The 16,759-nt window shown below is 72.5% G+C and carries 15 protein-coding genes and 2 pseudogenes; 2 read left to right on the top strand and 15 right to left on the bottom strand.

All coding sequences use genetic code 11. The annotated features are described in order from the left end of the window. Nucleotides 1-173: 173 nt before the first annotated feature. From AC07DA_RS22710 to AC07DA_RS22695, 4 genes are all read right to left on the bottom strand, one after another. Nucleotides 174-3,023 (bottom strand): ATP-binding protein, encoded by a 2,850-nt coding sequence (locus tag AC07DA_RS22710; RefSeq protein WP_479129984.1) that lies wholly within the window; start codon nucleotides 3,021-3,023, stop codon nucleotides 174-176. Between the two features lie 318 nt (nucleotides 3,024-3,341). Further along, nucleotides 3,342-4,493 (bottom strand): cytochrome P450, encoded by a 1,152-nt coding sequence (locus tag AC07DA_RS22705; RefSeq protein WP_479129983.1) that lies wholly within the window; start codon nucleotides 4,491-4,493, stop codon nucleotides 3,342-3,344. A 164-nt stretch (nucleotides 4,494-4,657) separates the two neighbouring features. Then, nucleotides 4,658-5,428: an ABC transporter permease subunit gene (locus AC07DA_RS22700; RefSeq protein WP_479129982.1), complete on the bottom strand. Its 771-nt coding sequence runs from the start codon at nucleotides 5,426-5,428 to the stop codon at nucleotides 4,658-4,660. Nucleotides 5,429-5,480: 52 nt separating this feature from the next. Then, a complete protein-coding gene (locus AC07DA_RS22695) occupies nucleotides 5,481-6,431 on the bottom strand; it encodes an ABC transporter ATP-binding protein (protein ID WP_479129981.1) in 951 nt (316 codons plus the stop codon). Between the two features lie 73 nt (nucleotides 6,432-6,504). Here AC07DA_RS22695 and AC07DA_RS22690 point away from each other — a divergent pair, with 73 nt between their 5' ends. After that, entirely contained in the window at nucleotides 6,505-6,978 is a 474-nt protein-coding gene (locus AC07DA_RS22690; RefSeq protein WP_479129980.1) for a GbsR/MarR family transcriptional regulator, read from the top strand. A gap of 234 nt (nucleotides 6,979-7,212) precedes the next feature. Here AC07DA_RS22690 and AC07DA_RS22685 read toward each other — a convergent pair. Both AC07DA_RS22685 and AC07DA_RS22680 read right to left on the bottom strand, forming a co-directional pair. After that, a pseudogene (locus AC07DA_RS22685) lies at nucleotides 7,213-7,564 on the bottom strand (MobF family relaxase); the annotation flags it as partial. 286 nt (nucleotides 7,565-7,850) lie between these two features. Then, nucleotides 7,851-8,297 carry a hypothetical protein gene (locus AC07DA_RS22680; protein WP_479129979.1) on the bottom strand — a complete coding sequence of 149 codons (447 nt, stop codon included), beginning with the start codon at nucleotides 8,295-8,297 and terminating at the stop codon, nucleotides 7,851-7,853. 230 nt (nucleotides 8,298-8,527) lie between these two features. Between AC07DA_RS22680 and AC07DA_RS22675 the strand changes: the two are divergent. Next, nucleotides 8,528-8,647 (top strand): annotated as a pseudogene (locus AC07DA_RS22675) (IS701 family transposase); the annotation flags it as partial. A 129-nt stretch (nucleotides 8,648-8,776) separates the two neighbouring features. Here the strand turns inward: AC07DA_RS22675 and AC07DA_RS22670 are convergent. From AC07DA_RS22670 to paaA, 9 genes are read right to left on the bottom strand one after another with little or no spacing between them, the layout of a single operon-like run. Beyond that, a complete protein-coding gene (locus AC07DA_RS22670) occupies nucleotides 8,777-10,036 on the bottom strand; it encodes a kynureninase (protein WP_479129978.1) in 1,260 nt (419 codons plus the stop codon). Beyond that, a complete protein-coding gene (locus AC07DA_RS22665; protein WP_479129977.1) occupies nucleotides 10,036-10,881 on the bottom strand; it encodes an alpha/beta hydrolase family protein in 846 nt (281 codons plus the stop codon). The genes AC07DA_RS22670 and AC07DA_RS22665 overlap by 1 nt, the downstream gene beginning before the upstream one ends. Continuing rightward, a complete protein-coding gene (locus tag AC07DA_RS22660; protein ID WP_479129976.1) occupies nucleotides 10,871-11,719 on the bottom strand; it encodes a tryptophan 2,3-dioxygenase in 849 nt (282 codons plus the stop codon). Before AC07DA_RS22660 ends, AC07DA_RS22665 begins: the two co-directional genes overlap by 11 nt. Before the next feature lie 25 nt (nucleotides 11,720-11,744). Next, the gene (locus tag AC07DA_RS22655) at nucleotides 11,745-12,521 is read right to left on the bottom strand and encodes an SDR family oxidoreductase (RefSeq protein ID WP_479129975.1); all 777 of its coding nucleotides are present in this window, start codon (nucleotides 12,519-12,521) and stop codon (nucleotides 11,745-11,747) included. A 36-nt stretch (nucleotides 12,522-12,557) separates the two neighbouring features. Further along, nucleotides 12,558-13,817 carry a 2Fe-2S iron-sulfur cluster-binding protein gene (locus tag AC07DA_RS22650; protein WP_479129974.1) on the bottom strand — a complete coding sequence of 420 codons (1,260 nt, stop codon included), beginning with the start codon at nucleotides 13,815-13,817 and terminating at the stop codon, nucleotides 12,558-12,560. A gap of 7 nt (nucleotides 13,818-13,824) precedes the next feature. Further along, a complete protein-coding gene (gene paaD / locus AC07DA_RS22645) occupies nucleotides 13,825-14,337 on the bottom strand; it encodes a 1,2-phenylacetyl-CoA epoxidase subunit PaaD (RefSeq protein WP_479129973.1) in 513 nt (170 codons plus the stop codon). Next, complete coding sequence (gene paaC, locus AC07DA_RS22640) at nucleotides 14,334-15,116, bottom strand: 1,2-phenylacetyl-CoA epoxidase subunit PaaC (RefSeq protein WP_479130035.1); 783 nt, start codon at nucleotides 15,114-15,116, stop codon at nucleotides 14,334-14,336. The genes paaD and paaC overlap by 4 nt, the downstream gene beginning before the upstream one ends. A 10-nt stretch (nucleotides 15,117-15,126) precedes the next feature. Next, on the bottom strand, nucleotides 15,127-15,438 hold the full coding sequence (paaB, locus tag AC07DA_RS22635; protein WP_479129972.1) for a 1,2-phenylacetyl-CoA epoxidase subunit PaaB: 312 nt from the start codon (nucleotides 15,436-15,438) through the stop codon (nucleotides 15,127-15,129). Continuing rightward, complete coding sequence (gene paaA / locus AC07DA_RS22630; RefSeq protein WP_479129971.1) at nucleotides 15,435-16,442, bottom strand: 1,2-phenylacetyl-CoA epoxidase subunit PaaA; 1,008 nt, start codon at nucleotides 16,440-16,442, stop codon at nucleotides 15,435-15,437. Before paaA ends, paaB begins: the two co-directional genes overlap by 4 nt. Between the last annotated feature and the right edge of the window lie 317 nt (nucleotides 16,443-16,759).

The following is a 16,759-nucleotide window of genomic DNA, read 5'->3' as shown; positions in this document are numbered from 1 at the left end:
GCATGTGGCCGGTCCCGGCGTGGGGTCGAGAACTATCGCGCCCGGCGGGACCGGCGGCCAAGACTTGTCGACCGGGACCCCGGCCCGCCCCCGGAATTCCCCCAGCAGCGACCCCAGTACAGGTGGGCCGGGGGGGACCGGGGCCGCGGGTACGCCGAAGACGCGGCGGGGGCCTACGCGGAGCGGCGGACGGTTTCGCCGTGTGCCGCCGGCCCGGTGGCCAACGCCTGGGACAGTTCGGCCCGTTTGGTGATGCCCAGCTTGGCGTAGGTCTGGCTGAGGTGCCATTCCACCGTCTTGACGGTGACGAACAAGGCCTGGGAGATCTCCCGGTTGCTGAGCCCGGCCGCGGCTCTGTGTGCGACTCTCTCCTCGGCGGGTGTCAGCGGCGCTCTTTGCTGCAGACCACTTCTGACCTGGCGGACCCCTGCCAGGCGCAGCTCGGCCCGCGCCGTGGTCTCCAGTACGGAGGCGCCGATGCCCTGGGCCATGTCCAGTCCGGCCGTCAGACGGCTGCGTGCCGCACCCCGCTGGCCCTGGCGGCGCAGGGCGGCGCCGAGCGCGACGCGGACGCGCGCCCGTTCGAGCAGGTAGGGCGTGGGGGCCAGGAGCCGGTCGGCGCTCTCCAGCATCTCCAGCCCCTCGTCTCCTCCGACGATCTCGCCGTGCGTGCGCAGCGCGGCTGCCAGCGGGCGAACGGCGCCGAAGGCCCTTGCGCGTTCGGTGATGTCGGCGGCGAGTTTGCGGGCCGCCCGCGGCCCGGTCGTGATCGCCAGGGCCCGCGCCGCTTCAGGCAGGTACTCGGAGGACGCGGACGGGTACAGCCATCCCTCCTGTCCTGCCTGGTCGCGGCATTCGGTGAGTTCCCGCAGCCCGTCCTCGAAACGGTCCTGCCGGATGCTGAGCCGTACGCGCGCGATTCTCAGCGGGACGGACAGGGCCGACGGCGGCAGGGGTCCGGTCAGTCCGATGCGGCGCAGCGTGTCCTCGGCCTCCTGGAGCTGGTCCGTCTCGATGAGGCAGTGGGTGAGTACGGCGGCCGCCAGCGGCACGCAGGCGAGCGTCAGGGAACAGCACTCCTGTTGTTGCAGCAGGCGCCGTGCGTCGGCTTCGGCCTCGGAGAGCCGGCCGGTGTCGAGGAGTATTCCGCCGAGCAGGCTCGTGGTGGTGGCCGCGGCGAGCATCTGCCCCGCGTCGGACGCCTTGCGCGCGGTCTCGCGCAGCACCCTTTCCGCCGTCTCCGCCTCGTCGCATTGGGCGAGGGTCCAGGCGGCGACCGCGGCGTCGGTCAGTTCCGTGTCCTCACCGTGCGGTGCCGCTCCGTCAGTGATCGCGGCGGCGGCCAGTCTGGCCACGCGGTGGGCCGGACGTCCCCGTGACAGTGCCTCGATGGCCGCGTGCGCTCTCGGGGCGGCGGTGGCGGACGGCAGGCGGGGCGGGATCAGCGTGCCTCGGCCGGGGGCGATGCGGGCCACCACCGCGGCCGTCGTGCGCACCGCCTGCTCGGCGGGCTCGGTCACGTCCGGCGGTGCGGCGCCCGGCTCCACCAGTAGGGTGAGTGCCTCGTCGTAGCGGCCCGACGCGGTCAGTGCCAGGCCCAGTTCGAGTCGGATCCTTCTGCGGAAGGCCGGCTCGTCGGTGCGGCGCAGGGCTTCGCGGAGGTGTTCGATCGCCGAGGACTGCCGGGCGCGTAGTTCGGCCGACCCCAGCTGCCCCAGGATGTACGGGTCGTGCTCGGTGCTGGAGTCTGCCAGTGCCTGGCGCAGGTACCTGGTGGCGTCCACCGGCGACGCCCGGCGCATGGCCTCGACGGCGGCGGCACGCAGGGTCCGGACGGTCCAGGTGTCGCAGCCGGGTTCGGTACGGCACAGGTGTTCCGCCACCGTGGTGAGGTCGACGTCGGCTGTGTGCAGCGAGTGGGCGGAGCGCCGGTGGGCGCGGCTGCGCGCGTCCGACGACATCTGGGCGTACACGACCTGCCGTACGACGGGGCGCCGGAAGGTGTAGGGCACTCCGGGGTTGAGCAGGTCGGCTTCGCGCAGGGCGTTGGCGGCGTCGAGGGCGACGCCGTTGTCCAGTGCGGCCGCGGCCGCGCAGTGGCGGGGGTCCGCGTCGTCGCCGAGGACGGCCACTGCTTCGGCGAGGGCACGTGCGGCCGGCGGCAGTTGCCGGAGGCGGCTGGTCACCTCCTTGGCGATGCGGGCGGGCGCCAGGCTGAACACCTCCTCGGCGGCCGACTGTCCGGGGGTGATGCCCCGTCGGCGCATCTCATCGAGCAGTTCCGTCAGGTGGGAGGGGTTGCCGTGGCTGGCGACGAGGCAGGCTTCGGTCACGTCGTCGTGTGGAGCGTCTCCGAGCCGTACGGTGATCGCTTGGGATACCGCGTCCCTGCCCAGGGGTTCCAGCGCGGCGTGCCCGGCGAGCGGTGAGCGGCTGGCGGACAGAAGCAGTTCCTGGGCTTCGCCGGGTACGTCGGGGGCGTTGGCGAGCACCAGCAGGACGCCGCTGCCCTCCAGCCGGTTGACGAGATAGTCGACGAAGCGGAGCGAGGCGGTGTCGGCGTAGTGGGCGTCATCGATGAGCAGCATCAGGGGAGCCGATGCAGAAAGGTTTTTGCAGAGCCAGTAGAGACCGTGCAGGACTCGGTACAGCCCGCCGTCCTCCTGGGGCGGTGTGCTGATGTCCCCGGGGTCGGCGTAGTCGAAAATACTGCCGGCGAGAGCCGCGGGACCGGCGAGCAGGTCGCCGCGGTCCGTGCGGTCCGAGGCGCTGAGGCAGTGTTCGAAAAGTTGGCGGACGACGACCCAGACGAATCTCCGCTCCAGCGCGCCCGCCCGCGCGTGGAGCACCTGTAATCCTTCCTTCTCCGCCTCCTGCCGCGCCGCCGCGAGAAGTCGCGTCTTGCCGGCTCCGCGGGCTCCCTCGAAGAGGACAAGCGCGCCGTCACCGCCGCGCGCCTGCCGCACTCCCGCCCGTATGAGCTCCATTTCGCGATCCCGTTCCAGAAGCAGGAATTCCTGCATTGCCACACCCCTTGATGGAAAGTCGAAAAGATCGGGAAGATTCCATGACAGAGCAGGCGCATAGCAAACTATGCACCTTTTGGCGTGTGGTTTTTCTGTTATGTCCTTGGTGGTCGTGACACGTTCCCCCGCCCGTATGACGTCGTGCCGATCCGAATTGGTTCAAAAGCTAACACGTGTCGCCACCGTGTGTGCTACATGGAGCAGCGTTAAAGAAGCGTCAAGATTGGCCCTCCCCTATGGCCGAGGAGGCCGGGAAATGACCGAGCCACCCCTTGCCCTGGCCGACAAGGGGTGGCGTGATCCCCACTGACCGGGTCAGGCGGGACGCAGGGATACGGGCAGCTTGTCGAAGCCCACCATTTGCGGGGGGATCGCCCAGGCGAGGTCGCCGTCCCGGTCGACCGTTATCTCCTTGAACCGGTCGAACAGGACGTTCAGGACCAGCCTGGTCTCCAGTCGGCCCAGGGCGTTTCCGATGCAGTGGTGCGTGCCGAAGCCGAAGCCGAAGTGCCGGCCCTCGCTGCGCCGGTGGATGTCGAAGGCCTCGGGGTCGGGGAACTGCCGCTCGTCGCGGTTCGCCGAGCAGAAGCTGGCTGCGACGTGCTGGTTCTCCGGGATGACGACCCCGGCCAACTCCACCTCCCGGGTCGATGCCCGCAGGCCGGTGGTGATCGGGGGCCGGTGCCGCAGCACTTCCTCGACCGCCTGCGGAATCAGGTCGCGGTTCTCACGCAGTTCGGCCTGGGCGCCCGGATTCAGGTCCAGGAGGTCGATCGAGTTGGCGATGGTCATCGTGGTGCTGATATGACCGCCGGCGAACATCACATTCGCGAAGTTGACCGTTTCGTCCTCGGTCAGCCGGTCGCCGTCGAGTTCGGCGTTGGCGAGCCGGGTGAGCATGTCGTCGGTGTTCTTGTTCTTCCGTTCCCGTACCCGTTCCCTCAGATACGAAATGGCCTCCTGCTGGAGTTCGCCGAGCGCCTCGAGATATCCCTCCTGCGCCATTTCCTCCGGGGTCACGTTCATGACCTTGCGGGCCCAGTCGTAGAAGAGGACGCGGTCCTCGGCGGGCAGGCCGAGAATCTCCAGGATTACGGCGATGGGTACCGTGTAGGCGAGATCTGCCACGAGGTCCACCTGACCGCGGTCGGCGATCTCGTCCACGATCTCGTGGGTCAGCCGCACGATCGATGGCTCGTAAGCCGCGATCGATGCGGGAGTGAACGCCGTGCTGAGTATCTGGCGCACTCGGGTGTGCCGCGGCGGGTCCATCTGCGGCAAGCTTTCCAGTCCGGACTCGGGGAAGCCCATGCGATGCATTTCGGACGAGTAGATCCCCGGGTTCGTCAGGACGTGCCGGGCGTCGGCGTACCTGTACACCACCCACCAGCCGGTGGCGGGGTCCCGGTGCACGGGATGCTCGTCGCGCATCATGCGGTACCAGTCGTAGATCGCCGGATCGTTCACGTTGGGCTGCGGCGGGATCTCGATGCCTGTCGTGGACATCCCATCACCTTTTCCCTGGCGGGCGGGTCGGTCGATGCAGCCTTGCGAGGAGGCCCCGGGACGCACACTGGGGTATCCCCCAGCACCCACCCCAGAGCCTTCGGCCGGCTTCCCCCGAGGGGAGCTCAGCTGTTGATGTCCCGCCGGTTGAAACGCCACACGCCGAGGCCGAACAGCAGCCCCGAGGCCGCCACGAGCACCAGCACGTCCATCCACTGGAAGCCGTGCCGCAGCGGTTCACCGCCGATGTAGTAGTGGAACGGCGAGACGTACGCGAGCCAGTCGGCGCCGAGCTGGCCGGCGAAGGTGTGCAGGGTGTAGGACACCACGCCGATCACGGCACTCGCCACCAGGACGACCGCCTTGCGGCCGACGGCCGCGCCCAGGCCGATGGCGAGCGCGCCGAAGAGGACCGCCAGCAGGGCCAGGTGGAAGCACTGGGCGAGGAACTCCAGCGGGGTGATGCTCGTCAGCTCGGAGCCGTTGCGGATGGCCAGCAGGCCGAGCCACACCAGCGTCGCGATGCCGAGCGCGCCGGCGATCAGGGCGCCGAAGCGCTGGACCGTGAGCTGGGTGCGCGTGATGGGGTGGGCGAGGATCAGGTCGAGCTGGCCGGACTCCTCCTCGGTGACCACGGCACGGGTGCCCGCGGTCACGCCGTAGATCATGGCGAGCAGCGGGAGGATGACGCCGAACACGCTGGCGTGCAGGTAGCCCGCTGCGGTCTGGTCGATGTTCAGACCCTCGCGCAGGGCTTCGGGCAGGTTCGCTGTGTTCTCGCGCTGCGACGGGTACGTGCTGGCGTACACCATGCCGACCACCGCCGTCCCGACCGCCCAGCCGGTCAGGCTCCGTCGGCTGTCGGAGAGGTACTTGGTGAGGATAGCGGCGCTCATCGGTAGTCCTTTGTCCTTTCGGTACGGTTCTCGAGCGGCGACGGCGACGCCGTCAGGCTGCGGATGCCGTCTCGGTGCGGGGTGCATCCTGGGCACCCGCGTAGTAGCTGTGGAACAGTTCCTCAAGGGCCGGTTCGGTGGCGCGCAGGCTGGTGACGGTGTGCTGTGCGAGCACCTTGATCAGCGCGTCCGGGCTGCCGGAGATCTGACCGGTCAGCGTGGTGCCCGCCGCGTCGAGACTGAGCCGGTCTGCGCCGGGCAGGCTCGCGAACGTCCCTGACGGCACCGGCGTCTCAAAGGTGACCTCGATGTCGCGCACGGCGCCGGTACGCAGGTTGGCCACGGTGTCGAGGGCGGCGAGACGGCCGTCGCGGATGATGCCGACGCGGTCGGCGACCGCCTCGACCTCGCTCATGATGTGGCTGGACATGAACACGGTCTGGCCGGCGTCCCGGGCCTCGGCCACCATGTCGAGGAACGTCTGCTGCACCAGCGGGTCGAGTCCGGAGCTGGGCTCATCGAGCACGAGCAGCTCGGGTTCATGCATGAAGGCCTGGACGAGGCCGACCTTCTGCCGGTTGCCCTTGGAGAGCTTCTTGATCCTGGTGGTCTGGTCGAGGCCGAGCCGCTCGGCGAGCTCGTCGATGCGCGCCTCGGGCACACCACCGCGCAGCGCGGCCAGGAAACGCAGATAGCTGCGGACGTTCTGACGGCCGTCGCACACGAAGTCACCCGCCAGGTAGCCGATCCGGCGGCGCAGTTCCACCCCGTCCTCCAGCGGGCGCAGCCCGAGAACCGTCGCCCGGCCCGACGTGGGCCGGATGAGGTCGACCAGCAGCCGAATGGTGGTGGACTTGCCGGCCCCGTTCGGGCCGAGGTAGCCGAACACTTCGCCCTGGCGCACGTCGAGGGTGAGGTCGACCAGGCCGCGGCGCGCACCGTAGGTCTTGGTGAGCTCCCTGAGCTCGATCACGTTCTCCATGGTGCGCAACGTATCGAACATTCAGAGATCTGTAAACGCTTTGAGTTATCAGGGTGCTCGGTATGATAAGAACTCGTCAAGATGGAGGGCATTGATGGACGAGAGGGACACTCAGCTGCGTGAGTACGCGGAACGGCTCGCGCTGACGCTCGCCCAGAGCGGCATGCAGAGGACCACTGCCCGGGTGATGACCGCGCTGCTGTTCACCCAACAAGAAACGATGACCGCCGCCGACCTCTGCGAGGAACTGAAGATCAGCAGCGGCGCGGTCTCCGGCGCCGTGAACCAGCTCATCCCGACCGGCATGGTCGAGCGTGTACCGGCCCCCGGCAGCCGCCGCGACCACTACCGCTTCCGCGAACACGCGTGGGCGACCCTGATGGGCAACCAGAACGCCCTGCTCGACAGCATGTGGAACGCCGCAGCCGAAGGCATCAAGGCCGCAGGGCACGACAGCGTCGCCGGCCGCAGACTCGACGAGATGCAGGACTTCTACAGCTTCATGCAACGCGAGATGGCGGCCCTGATCGACAAGTGGCGCCAGCGGTACGACGCCGGCGCCCGCTGAACAGGACGGCGCCTTGCCAAGATCGGGCAGCGGGACGGGCGCGGCGGCAGCCGTCGTGGGCCGGTGGGGCAGAATCCCGGGCGGTGAACGCACCAAGATGTCCAGCTGAGCGTCCGCCCGGCCGCAGTTCGTCCTCGCGGATCCGCCGCCTGCTGCAGGGACGGGCAAAGACCCGGACGAGGCACCGAACGACGCACCGCACGGGAAGCCGGATACTGCCCCGGCACCCCCGGTCTGGCACAGCTCCAGCACCAGGCGGGTCCCGTAGTCAGCCGGCGCCCACGCCATGTGGGCCGTCGGCGAGAGCCGGACACCAGGTGCATGCCGAGCCAGGGAATGCGCTCCTTGGCCTTGTCGGTCTCGGGTGAGCGGTTGTGCTCGATGGACTCGATGGACTCGATGGGCTCGATGGGCTCGCCCAGCACGGTCGCACGCCGGGCGCTGGCCGGGCTCCTGCCCTGCGCCAAGAGCTCGCGCTCGATCCGGTCGGCGCTCCGGGTGCCGGCCCTCCCCCATGAACAGCTCGGCCTGCCGCTCGGTCCCCACGTCCCCCGGCCGCCAGGCCGACCGCGGCCAGGCCCCGGCCCGTCAGGGATGCCGTCATGGCGCTGAGTCCAGACCTGGCCCATCACTTGCTCGGCGGTGTCGAACGTCAGGCGTCCGGCTGCTGTCAGGGCAGGCCGCGCCGTTGGCGCGTCGGCTTCACCGGAAGCTGGTCCGGCACCAACCCGGCCCCGGCGCCTTCACCTTCGGAGGTGTGCCGTGTGGGACGGGCCGGCCGCGCCGTGCTCCGGCGGCCCCTCCGACACGAAGAAGGCCGGGGCCCGGTTCTTCCGAACCGGGCCCCGGCCTTCCGTGGGGAAGGGGACCGCTCAGGCCGCGAGCGGCGCCTTCCGCACCGCGCCGCGGAGCCCCAGGGCGCAGGCGACGCCGGCGGTGAGGGCGAACAGCACCATCACCGCGTTGACCAGCACGTCCGGTCCGGCGTCCTGCACCAGCGCGTTGGACGTCGCCGCCCAGACGCCGAGGACCTGCGTGACGGTCACGAGGCCGAATCCAGCGGCGCGCGCCCACGAGGGGCCCTTGTCCGCGAAGGAGGCGAGCCCGAGCGCGGCCGCTCCCCAGAGCAGCAGCAGGACCGTCAGCCCTTCGGCGGCGTGGAAGAGGACGCCGCCGAGGCCGCCGTACCCCGCCGCGTCCGTGTGGTCGATCTCAGAGGTGTCCACCACGAACACCGCAAGGGCCAACTCCATGAGGAGCAGGTAGCAGGCCTCCAGAACGAGGATCAGGGCACCGGCCCGCCTGACGAAAAGGGTCACTGATTGCTCCTTGCAAGCTTGCCGCTCTTGATGATCCACAGCTTCTGGTTCCGCTGGGCGCTGTGGCAATCGTCCCGCGCCTTCGTCCCGGCGCTGTTCTGGCCGGTGCCTGTGCTGGGTCCGGCCGGGCGATCGTCCCAGTGCTCGATCGCGCCTTGCCGCTGACTCCCACTGCGGTCAGCCGCTAGTACACCAGCAGCGTTGCGCTATTTGGCCTGGTCAAAGGCATTGTACTGAACGGAGCCACCTGGAACGCCGACGACGTCCGCGACGACCTGCAGACATCCGTCGCCGACAAGCTCGGCGAGGCAGACGGAGTCCTCATCCTCGACGGCACCGGCTTCTTCAAGAGCGCCGGGTGGATCTGTTGGCCTTGGAAACGGCCCGGCGGGCCGGCGGACCAGGCCGCGGTGCACGTGGTCCCCGGCACCGCGGTTCCCGGCCTTCACCGCCGTGCTGTGCGCTTCCGCCGCACCCTCTCAGGTCACCGGCCCCGCGGTCGGCGGGGCCGGGTCGTAGGCGGCGTGCCGGACCAGGTCGCGCAGGTGGAGTGCGGCGCCGAGCAGGTCCCGGTGGCCGGTGTAGAGGGCGTTGACGCCGAAGCGCAGCAGGTCGGGCGCGCGCATGTCGGCGATGACGCCGCGTTCGGCGAGGGCGGCGACCAGTCCGCGGGCGTGGGGGTGGCGCAGGGTGACCTGGCTGCCGCGGCGGGCGGGGTCGGCCGGGGTGAGCGAGGTGAAGCCGAGGGGCGCCAGGAGGTCGTTGGCGCAAGCCAGGAAGAACCCGGTCAGGGACAGGCTCTTGGCGCGTACCTGGGCCAGGTCGACGCCGTCGAAGGCGGTGAGGGCCGCCTCGAGGGCCAGCAGGGACAGGATCGGCGGCGTGCCGATGCGGGCGCGGGCGATGCCGGGGGCGGGGGTGTACTCCCGGGCCAGGGCGAACGGGTCGGCATGTCCGGTCCAGCCGGGCAGCGGCGTCTCCAGCGCGGCGTGGTGACGACGTGCCACGTACAGGAAGGCGGGGGCGCCGGGGCCGCCGGAGAGGAACTTGTAGCCGCAGCCGACGGCCAGGTCCACGCCGAGGTCGTCGACGTTCAGGGGCAGGGCGCCGGCCGCGTGGCACAGGTCCCACAGGGCGAGGGCGCCCGCGTCGTGGGTGGCCCGGGTCAGTGCCGCCATGTCGTACAGCTTGCCGGTGCGGAAGTCGACGGGCGAGTAGCTGACGACGGCGACGCGGTGGCCCTCGGCGGCGAGGAAGTCCGGCAGGTCCGCCGGCGGCACGCGCCGCACCCGCAGGTCCCGGCGGCGGGCGACCGCGTCGGCCAGGTAGCGGTCGGTGGGGAAGTGCCCGGGGTCGGTGACCAGCAGCGGGCGGTCCGGGCGGAGCGCGGCGGCGGCGTCGAGGGCGGTGAACAGCTGCACGCTGGTGGAGTCCCCGGCGACCGTCTGGCCGGGCGCGGCGCCGATGAGCGCACCGACGGCGTCCCCCACCCGCAGGGGCGCCTCCCACCAGCCGTTGGCGTTCCACGAGCCGATGAGCCCGGTGCCCCACTGGCGCCGCACCACGTCGTCGAGGGCCGCGGGCACGGCGGCGGGCAGCGGGCCGAGGGAGTTGCCGTCGAGGTAGACGACGCCCGGCGGCAGCAGGAAACGGGTGCGCAGGGATGCCAGGGGGTCGTCGGCGTCGAGCCGTGCGGCCTTCTCGCGCAGGCCGGCCGGTGCGGACAGTGCGGTGGTCATCAGGGTGCGGCCTCCTCGTCCGCGCGGGCGGAGTCCCCCGGGGTGAAGGCGGCCGCCATGTCCCGGAGGGTGTCGGCGACCGCGCGGGCGCCGGGTGCTCCCGGTTCGATGAGGGTGTAGTGGCCGGTGCCGGGCAGGACGACCGTCCTGACGTCCCGGTGCGCGGCCGCGTAGTCGCTGAACTGGCCGAGCGGGACCTCCTCGTCGGCGGCGCCGTGCAGCAGCACCGTGGGCACACCGGTGGTGCCGGCCTCCCGCAGCAGGGTGAGGGGGTCGACCTCGGGCAGGCGCTCGCCGAAGTGCTCCTCACCGCCGAGGAGTTGCAGGGCCGCGTCGTTGCTGAGGCGGTCGCGGCGGGTGGCGGAGAGGTCGGTGATCGGGGCCAGGGCGAGCACGCTCGTCGGCAGGGTGCGGGTGTGCCAGCGCGAGCCGGCCGGCAGCAGTCCCCGGGCGGCGCACCACAGGGCCAGGTGACCACCGGAGCAGTGGCCCGCCAGGACGTAGGGCCGCCCCTCGGGCAGGGTGTCGACGATGCGGGCGACGTCGTCGAAGGTCTCGGGGTAGCCGCCGGCGCCGCCGGAGCGGCGGAAGCCGGGCAGCAGGACGTCGAAGCCCTGCCGGGAGAGCCAGGCCGCGAAGGGCGTCAGGTGCATCCGGTCGTAGCGCCAGTAGCCACCGTGCAGCAGGATTACCAGCGGGGCGCCGGGGTCGCCGCAGGGCCAGGCGTCGTAGGAGTGGTGGGGGTGGTCGCCGTAGCGGCCGCGCACCGGGGCGAGGACCGGTTTCAGGCTCAGGACCCGCTGCTCCTCCTCGGCGGCGAAGGCGGAGATGACTCTAGAGGTCACCGCGCACCTCCCACAGGTCGGGGAAGACCGGGCGGGCCGCCCGCTGTTCCAGCCAGGCCAGTCCGGCGGAGCCGGCGCTGCCCGGCTTGGCGCCCATGGCGCGGCGCACCACCAGAACGTGGTCGAAGCGCCAGCGGGTGACGAGTTCGGCGATGTCGGTGAGCAGTTCGCCGAGCGCCAGGTGGGGGTGGTGCCGCGGTCCGGCGTAGACGTGCCGCCAGGTCTCGACGACCCCGGGGTCGCCGGTGTAGGGGCTGGTGACGTCCCGTTCGCGGACGTGGCGCGGGACGGGCAGGCCCTGCCGGTGCAGGTACCCCAGGACCTCGTCGTACAGGGACGGTTCGCGGTAGGTCTCGGCGAGCGCCTCGTGGACGGCCGGGTCGCCGCGGTGGGCCCGCAGCAGCCCGGCGGACTTGTCGCCGAGGAGGAACTCCAGGTGGCGGTACATCGCCGACTGGAAGCCCGAGGCCTGCCCGAACGCGGCGCGGAATCCGTTGAACTGGGCCGGTGTGAGCGCGGCGATGGGCGCCCAGGAGGCGGTAAGGGCGGTCAGCGCGCGGCGGCTGCGCGTCAGGGCGTCCACGGCCGCGGGCAGGTCGTCCTTGGCGAAGGCCACGCGGGCCGTGCGCCACTCGTGCACGATCAGGCTGAACCACAGCTCCATCACCTGGGTGGTGACGAGGAACCCCATCTCGTCCGGGGCCTCGGTGAGCGGCTGCTGCAGCGAGTTGAGGACGGACGCGTGCACATAGGTGTCGTAGGGGCTGGCGCCCGCGAAGGGCCGGGTCAGGGCGTCGTCCGTCACCGGCTCGTCGAGAGCGGACGTGCGGTCGTTCATCGCTTCTCCTAGGGGTGCGGAGGGGTCACACACCGAGGTGGGCGCCGCCGGAGGCGTCGATCCACTGTCCGGTCACCCAGCGGGCGTCGTCGCTGGCGACGAAGGAGACGACGTCGGCGATGTCCGCCGGGTCGCCGAGCCGGCCGAAGACCGAGGCCTCGCAGTAGCGGCGGCGGATCTCCGGGACGGCGAGGGTGGGGTTGATCTCCGTCTCGGTGTAGCCGGGCGCGACGGCGTTGACGGTGATGCCCCGGGGGCCGAGTTCCTGGGCCAGGGAGAGGGTGAGGTAGTCGAGGGCGGCCTTGGTCATGGTGTAGGTGGCGATCGGCGGGAAGGCGACGCGGGTCGCGACGGAGGAGATGTTGACGATCCTGCCGCCGTCCCGCAGGCGCTCCAGGCCGCGCTGGATGACGAAGAACGGCGCTTTGGTGTTGATCGCGAAGACCCGGTCGTAGTCGGCCTCGGTGACCTGGGCGAACGGTCGCGGCAGGGTGATGCCCGCGTTGTTGACCAGGATGTCCAGGCCCGGCGGGGCGTCCTGCTCCGCCAGGGCGCGGTCGAAGGCGGACCACAGGGTGTCGGCGTCGCCGGGGACGCCGAGTTCGGCGTGCACGGGGAAGGCGCGCCCGCCGTCGGCCTCGATCTCCTTGACGGTGCGTTCGGCGGCCGTCCGGTCGTGGCCGTAGTGGACGGCCACCAGGGCGCCCTCGCGGGCGAGGCGGCGGCTGACGGCTCTGCCGATGCCCCGGCTGCCGCCGGTGACCAGGGCGGTCTTTCCCTCGTGCCGGGCGGTGACGGTCATCGTTGTCTCCTTCGCTGGGGGGGCGTGGTGTGCGGGTCAGGCGTCGAAGTCGAGGGTGAGGTCGGGGGTGGCCGGGCGGGCGCGGCAGACCAGGGTGTATCCGGCGGCGCGGTCCCGCTCGTCCAGGGCGTGCTGGCCGTCCGCCGTCACCCGCCCGGACAGGACCTTGGCGCGGCAACTGCCGCACACGCCTTCGCGGCAGGCGTAGGGCACGTCGGGGTGGGCGCGCAGCAGGGCGTCAAGGAGGACCGGGTCCCGGGGCAGGACGGTGGCGGTCCGGCGGCGCCCGTCGAGCAGGGCGGTGACCCGGGCCGGTGGGGTCTCCATCGCGCGCGCGGTCTCCGGTGCCGGTGCGGCCTCCACCGCAGGCGCGGTCCCCGGTGCCGGTGCGGCCTCCGCTGCGGGTGTGGCCCCGGGTGCCGGTCCGGCCGGGGCGGACGGCAGGGCCGGTGCGGCCTCCGCTGCGGATGTGGAGGGTGCGGGCCCCTCCGGGGCCTGCCGCGGGGTCCCGCCGGGCGTGAACAGCTCCCAGCGCACGCGTGAGGGGTCGGCGCCCTCCTCGGCGAGGACCTGCCGGGCGGTGCCGACGAGGCCGGGCGGTCCGCACAGGGCGTAGGCGGTGTTCCGGCCGGGGCGGGCGTCCACGGCCGCCAGCAGGCGGCGCAGCGCGCCGGCGTCGAGCCGCCCCGCGAGCGGCCCGCCCCCACTCCCCCGGTCTTCCCGGGTCAGCACGTGCAGCACGGCGAGGCGGTCGACGAACTCGTCCTTCACCAGCGCCAGTTCGTCGGCCAGCAGGGCGTCGGCGGAGGTGCGCACCGAGTGGACGAGGGTGACCCGGCAGGCCGGGTCCCGGCGCAGCGCGTGCGTGGCCATCGGGGCCAGCGGGGTGATGCCGGTGCCGCCCGCGAGGAGGACGTGGTGGGCGCCGGGCAGGTCCGGCAGGGCGAAGGAGCCGGTGGGCCGGGAGAGTTCGAGGTGGTCGCCGGGTGCGAGGCGGGTGGCGGCGTGGGCGCCGAAGCCGTCCGGGTGGCCCCGCCCGATCACCAGGCGGAGGGTCTCGGGGGCGTACGGGGGCGGGCAGAGCGAGTAGCTGCGGCGGAGTTCGGCGTCGCCGGCGCGGTGCCTCACGACGACGTGCCGGCCGGGGCGGTGGGCGAAGACCGCGCGCAGGGCGGCGGGGACGTCCAGGGTGACGGCCACCGTGTCGGCGGTCGGGCGGCGCACGTCGGTGACGCGGAGCCGGTGCCAGCGGGTGCGCGGGGAGGAACCGGGCGCGGTGGGTGCGGCGGTGTTCACGTGCGCCTCACAGTGCGGTCAGGTAGGGGAAGGGCTCGCGGCACGCCGTGCACCACAGCACCGACTGGCAGCGGGAGGGCCCGAACGGGCTGTGCGGGCGGGTGGCGCGTGAGCCGCAGTGCGGGCAGGGCACCGCGCCCAGTGCGACGGTGACCGGGCGGTCGGGGGCCGGGGACAAGGGCGGGGCGATGCCGTGCGCGGCGAGCTTGCGCCGCCCCTCCGGGGTGATGCGGTCGGTCGTCCAGGGCGGGGTGAGGACCTGCCGGACGCGCCCGTCGGGGTGGCCGCAGGCGGCCAGCACGTCCCGTACGGCCGCGGTGATCTCGGGCAGCGCCGGGCAGCCCAGGTAGGTGGGGGTGATCTCCACCTCGAGTACGCCGTCGGCGGCCGGGGCGACGGTGCCGACCACGCCGAGGTCGCCCAGGCCGATCACGGGCAGCTCCGGGTCCGGGAGTGCCGCCACCCGCTCACGTACCTCCCGCGCGGTCCTGCGGGGGGTGTCGGCCGCGCTCGCGCTCACCAGGTGCCTCCGGGGAACTGCCGCCGCACCGACTGCAGTTCGGCGATGAGCGGCCCGAACTCCTCGGTGTGCAGGCCCGAGCGGCCGCCGGTGGCCGACCAGGTGGGGGCGGGCACGGCGAGGCCCGCTTCCGTGAGGACGCCGGTGACGCGTTCCAGCCATGTCTCGCGCAGCGGCGCCGGGGAGGGCACCGCACCGGACGCGGCCAGGCGGCGTAGAACCTCGTCCTCCTCGAAGAGTTCGCCGGTGTAGGGCCACACCCGCTCCAGGCCGTGCCGCATGCGGCGGGCGCTCTCCTCGGTGCCCCGCCCGAGCGTCACCGTCCAGCGGTCCGCGTGCAGCCGGTGGAAGGCGACCTCCTTGGCGGCGCGCGCGCCGAACCCGGCGAGTTCCGGGTCGGGGCAGTGCGCGAGCGCCTCGTAGTACAGGACGGCGTAATGCGTGTAGGCGAGCTGCCGGGCCACCGTCACCGCGAAGTCCCCGTTGGGGAGTTCGGTGAGCAGGGTGTTGGTGAACTCGCGTGCCGAGCGGGTGTAGGCGAGGTCGTCCTCGGTGCGGCCGGTCCCGTCGAGGTGGCCGGCCCGGGTGAACAGGGCGCGGGCGTGGCCGATCAGGTCGAGGGCGATGTTGGACAGGGCCAGGTCCTCGTCGACGGTCGGCGCGCGGGTGATCCACTGGCACAGGCGCTGCCCGAGGACCAGGGCGTCGTCGCCGAGGCGCAGCAGGTACCGGGCCAGGTCGGAGCCGGGCCCTTCGCCCGGCAGGGCGCCCGGGCGCACCGCCGGGACGTCACGCGTGGTGCTCACCTTCGGGGCCTTTCTCGGTCAGCGGTGCGAAGTGCTCGGGGTAGCGGTACGGCTTGTCACGGGCGCCCGCGAAGTACGGGTCGCGTTCGTCCGGGGATGCGGCGTGGACGGCGTCGGAGCGCACCACCCACAGCGACAGGGGCTCGCCCCGGCGGGTGTACAGGTCGCGGGCGGCGGCCAGCGCCGCGTCCGGACCGGCGGCGCGCACCGACCCCACGTGCTGGTGGGCCAGGCCCCGCCGGGCCCGCAGGAAGACCTCCCAGGACGCCGGCGCGCCCTCCGGGTTCCCGCTCATGCGTCCCCTCCCGTCGGCGCGTCGTTCCGGGCGGCGTACGCGGCGGCGGCCCGGCGGACCCAGGCACCGTCCTCGTGCGCGGCACGGCGGTGCGCGATCCGCTGCCGCGCCCAGTGGGTGTCGTCGCCCAGCGCGGCCCGGTAGGTGTCCCAGTCGACCGGCGTGAAGTCGTAGTGGCCGCGCTCCTCGTTCCAGCGGATGGCCGGGTCGGGCAGCGTCAGGCCGAGGCGTTCGGCCTGCGGCACGCAGGTGTCGACGAAACGCTGGCGCAGCTCGTCGTTGGTGTGCCGCTTGATACCCCAGGCGATCGCGCGGCGGGACACGGCGGCGCCCAGAGCGGCGGTGCGCGCGTCGGCGCCGCCCGCCTCGGTGTCGGGCGGCCCGAACATCAGCGCCACGGCCGGCAGCCACCAGCGGTTCACCGCGTCCTGGGCCATCTCCCGCTGCTCCGGGGTGCCCTCGCACAGGGCGCGCATCAGGTCGTAGCCCTGCCGCACGTGGAAGGCCTCCTCCTGGCAGACGCGGCGCATCGCCCGGGCGTACGGCCCGTAGGAGGTGCGGCACAGGGGCGCCTGGTTGATGACGGCGGCGCCGTCCGTCAGCCAGGCGATGGCCCCGGTGTCCGCCCAGGTCAGCGCGGGGTGGTTGAACGTGGCGGAGGCGCGCTGCCGGCCGTGGTGCAGGGCGTCGAGCAGGTCGGCGCGGTCCACGCCCAGCGTCTCGGCGGCGGAGTACAGGTACAGGCCGTGGCCGGCTTCGTCCTGGACCTTGGCGAGGAGGACCGACTTGCGGTGCAGGGAGGGGGCGCGGGTGAGCCACGCGCCCTCCGGCTGCATGCCGATGATCTCGGAGTGGGCGTGCTGGGCGATCTGGCGGACCAGCATGCGGCGGTATCCGTCGGGCATCCAGTCGCGCGGTTCGATCGTCGCGCCGCCGGCGACGAGCGCGTCGAAGTGGGCGAGCAGCTCGCCCTCGTCCGCGGCAGCGGTGGCGGCGGCGGTCACCGGGCACCGCCCGGGTGTGCGGCGACCGCCGTGGCGGTGCCGTGCTGCGGGCGCCGCCGCGGGGTCCGGACCCGTACCGGCTGCCTGGGCACGCGCATCACTCCTTCGGCTGGGGACCGCCCGCGCGGGGCCGGTCGGAGCGGGTGGCTTCGTTGCGGTGAAGCGGGTGGCTTCGTTGCGGTAAGAGGCCGGGCGCGCGGCCCGGCTATCCCCGGCGTGCTCGGTTCGGGCGCGTGACAAAGCTCACGGGCCGGCGCGGGGAGTGGGAGCGGGCGGTGCCCCCTCTTGAAGGGTGACAGTCGTACACCGCGCGGCGG

The sequence above is a fragment of the Streptomyces sp. NPDC044921 genome, from assembly GCF_056432865.1.
This window is presented reverse-complemented; position numbering and strand designations above follow the sequence as displayed.